The organism is Capnocytophaga sp. oral taxon 863 str. F0517, from assembly GCF_000466425.1.
Classification (GTDB): domain Bacteria; phylum Bacteroidota; class Bacteroidia; order Flavobacteriales; family Flavobacteriaceae; genus Capnocytophaga.
This window is the reverse complement of sequence record NZ_KE992117.1, coordinates 190406-203036: the sequence shown is the minus strand read 5'-3', so window position 1 is coordinate 203036 and position 12631 is coordinate 190406. Positions and strand designations below refer to the sequence as shown.

Here is a 12631-nt window from a genome sequence, read left to right as displayed (position 1 = left end):
GCTATGACTATGCCTTCAATGTGAATATGGAGGACTTCATCCGTACGATTGACTATGCTTTGCGCAAGGGCTATACCGTAGGTTGGGAAGCCGATGTCTCTGAAAAATTCTTTAGCTGGCAAAACGGCTTGGCTATCATCCCAGAAAAGGATTTTGAGAGCCTAAGCCCTGCCGAGCAGGAAAACTACTACCAAACCTACTGGAAGGAAAAAACCATTACCCCTGAGATGCGCCAAGCGGCTTTTGATAACTACGAAACCCTTGACGATCACGCCATGCACATCGTAGGCTTGGCCAAAGACCAAACAGGTAAGGAATACTATATCGTAAAGAACTCCTGGGGTACCGATAACGATAACCAAGGCTACCTATATGCCAGCAAGGACTATGTACGCTACAAAACAATAGCTATCTTAGTCAATCAAAAAGGAGCTCCTAAGGATTTGGTAAAGAAATTCAAGAAGGCCTCTTATGTAAGCCTTTGATAATGACTAATGACGAGTGACTAATGACGAGTGACAATTTACTCTAAAAAAGTGAAGATTACCTATGGTGGTCTTCACTTTTTTATGATTAGGAGAAGGGCATTATAGGTTGTGTTTGTTGATATATGTCAAAAAGAATAATAGTTTATTTCTTCAAAAAGTAACCTATTTTGTTACTTTTTGCAGAAATGAACTATTATAAAAAATAGAGAAGAGAAGGGTGTAATTAGATCTTTTCTATAAGAGTAGTTTTAATCTTTTCCCAAGCAACTGCTGCATTATAGTCTATATTGGGGCGTATAATCGCAACCATATCAGAAAGAAATTCATGGTCTTTCATTTTTTCTTCCATATTAGCAAGAAATTGTTTGTAGGTAGGAGGTTGTTCTACGACAAAAGACATATATTTGTGATAACATTCAAGCACTTTAGAAGGGTCTATTTCATTACGCAGTATCGCCCAATAAAGATCAAATAAATCTCGTCCCTTTCTACGTTGGTATAATGCCCTTAATTTTGTTCCTAGCAATTCCTCTAATTCATAGCTAATGAGATTGCATTCTCCAGAATACCAAGTGTTAGAAACTCTAAAAGGGATTGGCTTGAGACCTAAAATATTAAAATGTTCACGAGTGTTTATTTCTATTTTTAGTCTCATATTAATCACTGGAGGGAACTCAGATTCAAAACGGTAGATGATAGTGTTATTGTGTATATGTTGCTTGACGGTTCGCTTAGTTCCTAGGAAAGAAAGGCGATCTCGTATTTCTTTGAGTATAGGATGTATAGGAGCAGATTCTATTTGTACTAAATCAATATCTTCTGAATAGCGAGCCTGTGGTTGTATATATAGCTTATGTAAAGCAGTCCCCCCACGAAAGGCTAATGTTTTACTAAGCAATGGAGAGGAAAACATTTCTACAAGAGCACGACTAATGACCAAATCTTGCTCAACCTGAGCATCATTAGTCCAAGGAGCTATAGATTTCCATTCTAGGATATATCGTTGTGGTATCATATGTCAATTTCTATTTTGTCATTTGGAATAATCTTCCATTTATCAGTTAAAGAGCCATTTTTTTGAGTGGATAGAGAAAGGTATTGTGGGTATATATTTCGTTTTGAAAGGACAACGAACAAACACTTAGCTATATCCTCTCTGCCAAGCAAATCATCAAGTATATAACCTGTTCTCTGAACTACTGAAGTAGGATAGAAGTTAGCTATTTTCTTTAAAGTATTTTTATTGACCACTTCAGAGAGTTCTTCAATAATACCAATCACTCTGCCTAATCCAAAATTCTGTAAGTTCTCAACCAGGTCAAGTATAGTAGCCTCTGCTGTAGCGACATTTACATATCCTGTACGTGTTTTAAGTTGTGTAATACAGGAGGTATCCCAGCCATTTTTTATAGTAAAAGAAATATGGATTTTTTCTTTCTTTATATCCCTGATAAAAGGCATGGTAGTGGTAACGAAAAACTGCATAGGCTGTTGATGGGCGGCACCATGGAGAGCTGCCGCAGATAGTAGAGACACATAATAATTTCGCTGCATATACGTCATAAGATCATCAATATACATGATGTAAGGAATACTCCTTTGTATGGAAAATTCGGGGGTGATAATCACATAAAATCCCCTTCTGATAAGAAGGATTTTTCCTTTACTTATTAAGCGAGATAGAGAGACTTGTACTATTTTTCTATTATAGCCACTTTTCTCTATTACTTCGTCTAAGGTAAATGAAATTCTTCCTACAGAAAGTACCTGATTGATAAAATCAATATAAGGAAATCTTTTTTCTACCATGTCTTACAGATAATTTATTTCTTCAAAAAGTAACAAGATAGGTTACTTTTTGAAGAAATGAACTTTTGCTTAGTTGGCTACAAAGATACTTATTTTCAATGAAATATACAAGTTTTGGGAGGAAAATATTTTATGATACTAAACGGTTGTTTTGTTTTGAAAACTTTAACTATAAAAAATTTTTTACTCGGTCACAGTTTGGCCGAGTTAGTCTGTAATTTTGTCCCAGATAAAAAAACGAAGTATTATGTATATACGATCACTACACATAGAAACAGAGCGAACTAAGAATTTTCCCTATAACACTTTGGCGGCACGCTATGCCAAGCATATAGATATGGGGCAGGCGGTAACCTTTATCGTAGGGGATAATGGCGTAGGGAAATCCACACTGATAGAGAGTATTGCCTACAAATTGGGTTTGCCCCGTATAGACAGCTATTTGGACTATATGCAAGAGTCCTTTGAGCCTATAGAAAGGCTTTCGGAGTGCTTGCAATTGGAGCAATACAATCAGGGAAAGGTCAAAGGCTTTTTCTTTCGGGCGGAGGACTTTGGCGATTATGTAGCCAAAGTAGATGATTATGCCAAGTCATGGGCTTATGAGTATTTTAAAGAATTGCCCCATTCTCGTATGCTGGAGGCGGTCAATAACAATACCAGAGAGTACAAGAATATGATGTGGAATTACGGACAGAAACTCTCGTCCTTTTCCCATGGAGAGGCCTTTTTGCATATCATCACTGAGCGGACGAAGAAGCAGGGACTTTATATCTTTGACGAGCTAGAGAGCGCTCTTTCCCCTATACACCAGCTATCGCTGATCTATCTTATTAGGGAGCACCTCAAGAGGGAGGAATCACAGTTTATCATCGCTACCCATTCACCTATATTGATGGCCATGCCAGGAGCCTTGATTTACGAAATCACAGAGACAGGTATGAACGCCACGCCCTTAGAACAAGTAGAGCACTATGTTGTAACAAAAACTTTTCTTAATAACCCAGCGGCGTATTTCAGAGAGGAGGAATAGGGCAGCCAAAAGAAGACCGACCCGCAATAGGGTGGCAGCTCAAATGCTTGTATCTTAGCGCGTTAAAGAATTTATCAACGTGTATAAAATTTAACACATGAAAGTGTGTAAAATAAAGATAAATTTGTATTTTTGTAGCAGGTTTAAAATAGATACTATAGCGTACTAAAAATACAATTTTAAAAGACATATAAACAGCGTTTCGCTTTACAATTTCCTGTTATAGAAAACGACCAATTTTTTAATGTTACGGGGAAAGTAAAAGTGGAATTGCCTACCTATAGCGTAGGCATTCCTTTTGCTTTCGTAACATAGCCTTTGGTCGGGCTTCTATAACAAGCAAAAAAGGAATGTTTGCGCTTTTTTGTGCTTATACCTGAAGTGTTTTTTTGTGGATAGATTGCTGTTTATCGAAGGATTAGGAATAATTGTTTAAATATATAAAAAATGAAAGAATACTTAGAAAAATTCAAAGAAGAATTGGAAAATTTCAAAAAAACCAAAGTAAAATGCCGTATAATAGGAAGAAGTGGTACAGGAAAATCTTCCTTAATTAATGCGATTGTAGGTGAAAGAATTGCAGAAGTAGGAGTAACGGAAACAACCATGGAAGTAGGGAAACCTTATGAAAATAGAGGTCTTCTTTTCTATGACTTACCAGGTTGTTCGACGGAGAAATTCCCAAGAGAAACTTATATAGAAAAAATGGGAATCAAGGATTCTGATTGTGTAATAGTAGTAACTTCAGATCGCTTTTATGAAGACGATTTGTTCTTAATTAAGGAGATAGCTAAAATACAACCACTGATAGCTATTTATGCAGTAAGGACAAAGATAGATTATTCTGTTGAAAGAAATAGGAAAGATACAGGAGAGGATGAGGGAACTACTTTGAAAAAGATCTATGAAGAACTTAGAGACAATATACAAGATGCTCCCGTAAAAGGAATTTACTTAACATCAGCAGATTATCCCACAGCATATGATTTGGATAAGCTCTTAAATGATATATCTTCAAACTTATCAAAGATCAAAAAAGAACGTTTTATTGCTGATGTTACTATTACTTCTGAAAAAGTAATCAAGGAAAAAAGAAAAATAGCAGAGAAATTAGTTCTAAGGTATGCTGCTTTGGCGGCTGCAAATGGTCTGAATCCAATACCAGGACTTGATATCTCTGTTGATCTTGGACTTGTGTTAAAAATGTCTAATGATATTACGGCAGTATATGGACTTAATAAAGAAGATCAAGAATACTATAAAACTCTTGTAGATTTACCCAATCAAGTAAAGTTGAAAACAGCTCTGTTGAAAGGAACTCAATATTTGGCTAGATATGGAGCTAAAGAAGCTATCATGATTTTACTAAAAAGGTTTGGAACATCAGTGGCTACTAAATCATTATCTAAATGGGTTCCATTTGTAGGGCAAGCAATAGCAGCAGGAATAGGATTTAAAATGGTTTTTTCTTTAGGTGAAGAAATGGTAGAAGAAGGAGAAAAAACAGCTATGGAAATTTTCGAAAGTTTCAAACAGTGAATGGAAGAAGTTTTTCCTGTAATAGATATAAATTTCAGAAAAAGGGAATTAGGAGGCAATATAAACGCCTCCTAATTCATAAAATAAGACTTGGATAAAATGATCTACACCCTACACCCTGAATTAGCTCCCTTTGTAGGGAAGCATTATGCAAAGGCTCCTTTGAAAGTGCTCTTTCAAGGGGAGAGCCACTATCTGCCAGAGGCTTATGACCATAAGATGGGGTAGGAGTGGTATGAGTAGAATATAGTAATATAAAAAATCTAAAAAATGATAAGGTCAACAGAAGAGCGTACTTATGATGGTAGTGATTATGATGGAGGAAAAATATACTTACCACAACACACTATAAAAAAGCATTATGACCTACAAGGGAGATTGGTTGCTATAGATATTGCTAAGGATAATCGTAGGCAAGAATATACCTATGATCACTTAGGAAATCTTATAGAAGAGCGTTATTATAGAAATGGTAAGCAAATAGATATGGTAAGGCATGAATTTCTATATGATAATAAGGGTCGCTTACTACAGAAAGTAGATAAAGGTAGCTATTCTTCTACTCGTAAATATGTGTATGATGATCATGATAATCTTATTGCTCTCTATTTGAATGGTGTTCTTTTTGAAATATATGAATATGAGTATGATTTTTTAGGAAATATTACTGAAGAACGCTGGTATACACCTTATTGGGAAATATTTGATGAGTACCGTATGGAGATAAAAAATCCTGATTTTCAATCTCTTTATAAGAATAAAATTCCAATTTTCATTGAAAAAGATGATAAAAATAGTATTGATTATACCCAAGCAGGGGTACTATTCAAGCGAATTTGCTATGATGATAAAAAAGAAATCAGTACTCAGTTTGATTTGCAATGGGGAGTGTATTTCAATGTATTATTTGAAAAGGATGATAACCATATTGATATGGTGAAAAAAGGTAGGAAAAAAGAGCCTCAAGAATGCATCTTTCGTAATTGGGAAGGGGTAAGAGTAGAAAGGTGCTATAATAAGAAAAGTATAAAGGTGGAAATATTTGATGAAAATTTTCCAAATGACATATATGAGAGAAAAAAAGGAGGTTATTGGAGCAGGGTACGATTTTTTGATTATTTAGATTTATGTAGAGATGTTGATATATTTCAGCATGGTAAATATGAAGACGATATATTTACTTATTCTATGAGATGTTTTTTAAGTTGGAAGTATGACACTAAAGGAAATTGGATTGAAAAACTAGATTATAGATTTTTTTATACAGAAGGTTCTGTTTCTCTTGCTGAAAAGGAGGAAATTGTAGAGAGAAAAATAGAATATTATTAACCTTTAAATCATTAGAAAAATGCCATTATATAGAGTGACAGTAACAAGAACAGTAGTAAGCAATGGCTTGCGATTGGAATCAGGAATGCAGGTGGAGGTACCAACCCAATCAGTTACCAACCCTGTATTTGTAAACGGAGGAAAGGATGTAATTGCAGCTTTCCAGCGTGTGTATGGGATTGATGTAAGTCGTATCTTTACAAGCCTCAAGACAGCGCTAAAAGTAGACAAAATAGGATAAAATGATCTATAACCTACACCCTGAATTAGCTCCCTTTGTAGGGAAGCATTATACAAAAGCTCCTTTGAAAGTACTTTTTCAAGGAGAGAGCCACTATCTGCCAGCGGACTATAACCATAAGGTAGGGCAGGAGTGGTATGAGCGGAGTACCGCTAGCTATGGCTTTACGAAGGAGGCTTTAGCTTGGCTCAATACAGCGGCGATTATACGGCATGATGTGATAGAGAGCAGTTACAAAAATCCCTCTCATGCTATCTATAGGCATATAGGTGGGGTATATGGAGCGGTGTTTGACAAGGGAGATTACCCACAAGCTCTTGAATATATAGCCTTTAGTAACTACTTTCTACGTCCTGCGGAGGTAAGTGGGGTGAGCATTGTAGTGGCAGGGGAGGCGGAGGAGTTGCGTTCTTTCGAGCAGTTGCGTGCTTTGGAGAGCCAGTATCGCCCTGACCTGATTGTCTTTGTCAGCAAGAAAGCCTATGAGTCCTTTCTGCGGATCGCTCAAAAGCAGCAAGCAAGTAGCTTGCTCAGCAAGGCGCGGAGTATCCCGCACCCCAATACGTCTTGGTGGAACAGACCTATCAGTCAATATCAAGGACGTACGGGGAAGGAGCAGTTAGAGCAAATCCTGAGAGAAGCATAGCAAAAATATATTTTCCAAATTATTAGGGTGTAATTGATAATTAATTTCTATCTTTGCACCCTATTACTATTAGTATGAATTTATTTGAAACATTGGGGCTAAGCGCACCCCTACTCGAAGCGATTGATGACTTAGGCTTCGAGCGTCCGTCTGAGGTACAACAAGCCGCTATTCCTGTCTTGCTCGAAGCACCTACCGATATGGTGGCTTTGGCACAAACAGGTACTGGGAAAACCGCTGCTTTTGGTTTTCCGCTTCTTCAACTGATTGACCCTACCGAGCGTATTACGCAAGGACTGATCTTGGCGCCTACTCGTGAGCTTTGCTTGCAAATTGCCTCCGAGCTCAAGCAGTATGCCAAGTATATGCCACAGGTGCATATTGTGGCCATCTATGGGGGGGCAAGTATAGAGGAACAAGCCCGTAGCCTCAAGAAAGGGGCGCATATTATCGTGGCTACCCCTGGCCGTATGCAGGATATGATGCGCCGCGAACTGGCTTCTATTGCTCATATTAGCTATTGTGTGCTCGATGAGGCCGATGAGATGCTCAATATGGGCTTCTATGAGGATATCCGCGCTATATTATCCGAAACACCTGATGAAAAAAATACATGGCTCTTCTCGGCTACCATGCCTGCCGAGGTGGCTAAAATCGCTAAAGAGTTCATGTATAAGCCCAAGGAGATTACCATAGGGCATAAGAACCAAGCCTCCAACAATGTACTCCACGAGTGCTATATCGTCAATGGTCGTCAGCGCTATGAGGCCCTCAAGCGCTTGGCCGATGCCAATCCGTCTATCTTCTCCGTAGTCTTCTGCCGTACCAAGCGTGATACCCAAGCGGTAGCCGAAAAGCTGATAGAGGATGGCTACAATGCGGCTGCTCTCCATGGCGACCTTAGTCAAAACCAGCGCGACCTGGTGATGAAGGGCTTCCGTGCCAAGCAAATCCAAATGCTGGTGGCTACCGATGTGGCTGCCCGTGGGATAGATGTGGATGATATTACCCATGTGATCCACTACCAACTCCCTGATGAGGTGGAGACCTACACCCACCGCAGTGGCCGTACCGGGCGTGCGGGCAAGTCGGGTGTATCGATGGTGATCCTTACCAAGAGTGAGGCCAAGCGTATCAAGATGATTGAGAAGATCATCCAAAAGACTTTTGAGTACAAGTCTATCCCCAATGGGATGGAAATCTGTGAGATACAGCTCTACCACTTGGCCAATACGATTAAGGATACCCAGGTGAATCCGGCAGTGAATGAGTATCTGCCAGCGATCTACGATGTACTGAGCGACCTGAACCGCGAAGAGCTGATTCAGCGTATGGTAGCGGTGGAGTTCAACCGTTTTTACAACTACTACAGCAAGTCCAAAGATCTCAATGCAGAAACCTCCGAAGGCAAGTCTTTCTCTACCGAGGGAGAGACCCGTTACTTTATCAATATAGGGGAGCGCGATGGTTATGACTGGCGCCTACTGAAGGATTTTCTGAGGGAGAACATAGGCTTGGGCAAGAACGATATCTTCAAGGTAGATGTAAAGGATACTTTCTCCTTCTTCAATACCGAGGCGGAGATGACCCAGCTGGTATTGGACACCTTTGCCGATTTCAAGATGGACAACCGTTCCATTCATATAGAAATCTCCCAGCAAAAAGGAGCCGGGGACAAAGGAAAGAAAGATAGGAAAGATAAAAAAGAAAAAAGAGACCGCAAACCAGCCGATAGAAGAGATAAAAAAGGAGCGCCTAAGCGTAAAGATGCTTCCGATACCTTTTCAAAGAAGCGAAAAAAGAGAAAATAGCAGCTAGTGACAAATGACAAGTGACTAGTGAGAAATTATTGACAATTGTTATTTTTTTTCTTATATTTGGGGCTGATTTTGAAGTTGAGTAGTTATATTTTTAATTTACTGAAAACAAGTGTTTTATGAGAAACAGTTTTCTTTTTTTTCTACTATTCTTGTCCTTTGCCACTTGGGCGCAGGAGGAGACTCTCATGCGGGGTAATGTCTTCAATACCAAGACCAATTTGCCTTTGGATAATGTAAACATATTGAATATCAATCAAGTAAAAGGAGCTATCACCAATGCCAAAGGAGATTTTGCTATTCGGGCAGCGGTGAATGATACCTTACACTTTTCTTATCTGGGTTTTAAGTCTATAAAGGTGAGGGTTACTCAGGATATGATTCGCTTTCCAGGGACACGAATTGGGCTGACGGAATTGGCCTATGCCTTGGAGGAGGTGGTTATCTCCCCCTATCGCCTGACGGGTTATTTGGATATAGATGCCAAGTATATGCCTATCAATACCAATAAGCAATACAGCATCTCTGGTTTGGACTTGGGCTATGAGCCACGTACCGGTTCCCCTTCTACAGCCGGAAAAGTGTTGGGTGCTATAGGTAATCCGGTGGGCACTATCTATAAGCTCTTCAGTGGCCGCGAGAAAGACCTTAGGAAACTTAAGAAGATGAAGCAAAACGATGAGATTCGCACCATGCTCAATGGCAAATATGACCGAGAGTCCCTCTGTGAGATCTTAGGGATAGACAAGGACAAATTGGAGGACTTGCTTCGCCATTGTAACTATTCGAAGGACTTTATCAAAAACTCCAATGACCTACAGTTCTTGGACGCCCTTACCCAATGCTATGAGGAATACAAACTCCTTAATAAGTGACAAATTACTAGTGACTAATCCCTAAACCCCTATAACCTTATATAGATGAAAAAGTTTTTTAAAATTATTGGAATTATTTTTGTGGTCTTGATACTGCTGCTTGTTTCCATTCCTTTTCTCTTTAAGAATACCATAAAGGAGAAAATCATGGAGAAAGTAAACGAAAGTGTAGATGCACAAATCAGTTTTACAGACTTCTCTCTGAGTTTGTTCAAGAACTTCCCCGATGCGACGGTAGAAGTGGGCGGACTGAAGGTGATCAACAACGCACCATTCGAGGGAGATACCTTGGCTTATGTGGGTAATTTTTCCGCAAAGGTGAATCTCAAGGATATTCTCTTTAAGAAAGACAATGAGCCTTATAAGCTCTTGGGCTTTTCCATAGCCGATGCGGTGGTGAATATCCGTATGAATGAGGCAGGAAAGGGCAACTTCGACATTGCTAAAAGTACTTCGGAGACTCCAGAAGAGGAACCCAGTAATGTGTCTCTTGACCTGAATGAATATAGCATTGAGAACCTGCGCTTTACCTTCAAGGACGACAGCTCCAAGATGAGTGTAATAGTGGACAGTCTCTACCACAAAGGAAAAGGGAACTTTGCCAACCAAGTGCTTGACTTAGAGACAACTACTTCGCTTAAATTGTCTTTTGCTTCTGATGGTACGGCCTTCTTGCGCAACAATGTGGTGACCCTTGATGCTATCTTAGGGATAGACCTTAATCAGCAAAAATATACCCTAAAGGACAACACGCTGAAATTGAATAACTTAGAGCTTAATTTTAACGGATTTGTACAACTCTTGGACGATGGACAGCTCTATGATCTTAGCTTTAAGACCCCTAAGACCACCTTTAAGAACTGTTTGGATCTTGTTCCTGCGGCCTATACCAAGAGTATAGAGGGGGTACAGACGACAGGGGAGTTCACCATCAACGGAAAGGTAGCCGGCAAATACACTCCTACTACCATTCCAAAGTTGGATATACGGATGCTCTCCCAAGATGCTTCCTTCAAGTATCCTTCCTTGCCTAAGTCGGTTAAGAATATCAATATAGATATCAAGATAGGTAACGATACAGAGAAATTGGAAGATACCTATGTGAACATCAATCGATTTGCCTTTACGATAGATCAGGATGCTTTCTCAGCCAAAGCCCTTCTAAGAAACCTTACCGGCAATATGCTCGTAGATGCCGACCTTAAGGGAACTATCAATTTGGCGAATATCCAAAAAGCCTATCCTGTAGACTTGGATTTAGACCTCAAGGGGATTCTCAAGGCTGATGTAAGCACTTCTTTGGATATGGAATCTGTAGAGAAACAAGCCTATGAGCGTATTCGCAACTCTGGACATGCCTCTTTGGAACAGTTTGTCTATTCAGGAGCAGGCTTCCTACAGCCTTTCCATATCAATAAGGCAGGACTTTCCTTCAATAACGCTAAGATAGAGCTAACCGAATTGGATGCTAAGACCGGGAAAACAGATTTCCAAATCAAGGGAGACCTTCAGAACTTCTACGGTTTTGCCCTTCGCAATGAGGTACTCAAGGGGTATTTCTCCTTGGCTTCCAATCACATAGAGGTAGCAGACTTCATGCAAACAGATACACCAGCGCAAACCCCTAAGCAAGAGGAACAAAAACCCGCTGAGAGCAAGCCTGCTACTACGGCGAATACAGCCAGTACATCTATCAAAATTCCTGCTTTCTTGGATTGTACCCTCGATGCCAAGGCGAAAACGGTAGTCTATGACAAATTGTCACTCAACAATGTATCGGGTAAGCTCATTATCAAAGATGAAAAAGTAAGCCTACAGAACCTACAAACCGATATTTTCGGAGGAAAGACCGCTATCACAGGGGATGTCTCTACCAAAGGAGAAACCTCGACCTTCGCAGTGGATTTGGATATGAGCAAGCTCAATATCGTAGAATCATTCACTCAGATAGAGATGCTCAAGCATATCATGCCTATAGCCAAGGCCGTGGAAGGATTCTTTAGCTCTAAGATTTCCGTAACAGGAAAGCTCACTCCAGAGCTTACGCCTGATATGAACTCACTCTCTGGTAGCCTTTCGGCCTCTATATTGGATGGACATGTGAAGAGTAGTTCTCCTTTGGTGTCTGCCTTAGATTCACAGTTTACCCAGCTGAACCTTTCCAAGATGAATCTCAAAGACCTCAAGGCTAATGTAACCTTTGAGAATGGCCGTGTGATTGTAAAGCCTTTTACCATTAAGTGGAACAATAGTACCATCAATGTAGCAGGAACCCACGGCTTTGACCAAACGATGGACTACAAGCTCACCTTCAATGTGCCGGCTAAGATGCTTGGCTCCGATGCTTCGGCACTGCTGGCGAAGCTTACCGCTACCGAACAACAGAAGTTGGGCGATATTCCGGTGAATGTGAATATGGGAGGTAACTTTGCTAAGCCCCAAGTATCCACCGATATGAAGCAAGTGGTAGCCAATCTGGGGCTTCAAATAGCCAAAGCACAGGCCAACCAGCTTACAGATAAGGTGATGGACAAAGTAACCAATGAGGTAACGAATAAGATTACTGAAAAAATAGGCGGAGAGGCTATGAACAAAGCCACCGATGCCTTAGGCAAACTCATAGGCGGAGGCAAGACCACCCCTGCGGACTCCACCAAGACCCAACAACAAACCCCTAAAGACCAAGCCAAAAAAGCGGTGAACAACCTCTTGGATGGACTGTTTAAAAAGAAAGAATAATATTAATAATTAATGATTAATGTTCAATGATTAATGATTAATAGTCAGTGATTTAATGGCTATTAATCATTGATCATTATTGGCATTAATCATTCATCATTATTGGCATTAATCA

At 39.8% G+C, this 12631-nt stretch carries 12 protein-coding genes; 10 read left to right on the top strand and 2 right to left on the bottom strand.

The genetic code is table 11. The features are described from left to right. A partial coding sequence (locus HMPREF1551_RS05230) for a C1 family peptidase (protein ID WP_021628014.1) occupies positions 1-485 on the top strand: 485 nt, incomplete at its 5' end. Positions 486-711: 226 nt separating this feature from the next. On the opposite strand, the gene HMPREF1551_RS05225 is transcribed toward HMPREF1551_RS05230, so the two are convergent. Next, positions 712-1503: a nucleotidyl transferase AbiEii/AbiGii toxin family protein gene (locus tag HMPREF1551_RS05225; protein WP_021628013.1), complete on the bottom strand. Its 792-nt coding sequence runs from the start codon at positions 1501-1503 to the stop codon at positions 712-714. Next, positions 1500-2297, bottom strand: a complete 798-nt coding sequence (locus tag HMPREF1551_RS05220) for a type IV toxin-antitoxin system AbiEi family antitoxin (protein WP_021628012.1) — start codon at positions 2295-2297, stop codon at positions 1500-1502. The genes HMPREF1551_RS05225 and HMPREF1551_RS05220 overlap by 4 nt, the downstream gene beginning before the upstream one ends. A gap of 247 nt (positions 2298-2544) precedes the next feature. Between HMPREF1551_RS05220 and HMPREF1551_RS05215 the strand changes: the two genes are divergently transcribed. The 9 genes from HMPREF1551_RS05215 (at position 2545) to HMPREF1551_RS05180 (ending at position 12516) form a co-directional block, all read left to right on the top strand. Continuing rightward, on the top strand, positions 2545-3330 hold the full coding sequence (locus HMPREF1551_RS05215; protein WP_021628011.1) for an AAA family ATPase: 786 nt from the start codon (positions 2545-2547) through the stop codon (positions 3328-3330). A gap of 447 nt (positions 3331-3777) precedes the next feature. Beyond that, entirely contained in the window at positions 3778-4869 is a 1092-nt protein-coding gene (locus HMPREF1551_RS05210) for a GTPase (protein ID WP_021628010.1), read from the top strand. Positions 4870-4968: 99 nt separating this feature from the next. Further along, positions 4969-5097: a hypothetical protein gene (locus HMPREF1551_RS14325; protein WP_021628009.1), complete on the top strand. Its 129-nt coding sequence runs from the start codon at positions 4969-4971 to the stop codon at positions 5095-5097. 42 nt (positions 5098-5139) lie between these two features. Continuing rightward, on the top strand, positions 5140-6198 hold the full coding sequence (locus HMPREF1551_RS05205; RefSeq protein ID WP_021628008.1) for an RHS repeat domain-containing protein: 1059 nt from the start codon (positions 5140-5142) through the stop codon (positions 6196-6198). Positions 6199-6217: 19 nt separating this feature from the next. Beyond that, a complete protein-coding gene (locus HMPREF1551_RS05200) occupies positions 6218-6439 on the top strand; it encodes a DUF6140 family protein (RefSeq protein ID WP_034544328.1) in 222 nt (73 codons plus the stop codon). Position 6440: 1 nt separating this feature from the next. Continuing rightward, a complete protein-coding gene (locus HMPREF1551_RS05195) occupies positions 6441-7085 on the top strand; it encodes a hypothetical protein (protein ID WP_021628006.1) in 645 nt (214 codons plus the stop codon). A gap of 74 nt (positions 7086-7159) precedes the next feature. Next, positions 7160-8896, top strand: a complete 1737-nt coding sequence (locus HMPREF1551_RS05190; protein WP_021628005.1) for a DEAD/DEAH box helicase — start codon at positions 7160-7162, stop codon at positions 8894-8896. A gap of 125 nt (positions 8897-9021) precedes the next feature. Further along, a complete protein-coding gene (locus HMPREF1551_RS05185; RefSeq protein ID WP_021628004.1) occupies positions 9022-9777 on the top strand; it encodes a carboxypeptidase-like regulatory domain-containing protein in 756 nt (251 codons plus the stop codon). Positions 9778-9822: 45 nt separating this feature from the next. Next, positions 9823-12516 (top strand): AsmA-like C-terminal region-containing protein, encoded by a 2694-nt coding sequence (locus tag HMPREF1551_RS05180; RefSeq protein WP_021628003.1) that lies wholly within the window; start codon positions 9823-9825, stop codon positions 12514-12516. The last annotated feature ends 115 nt before the right edge of the window (positions 12517-12631 follow it).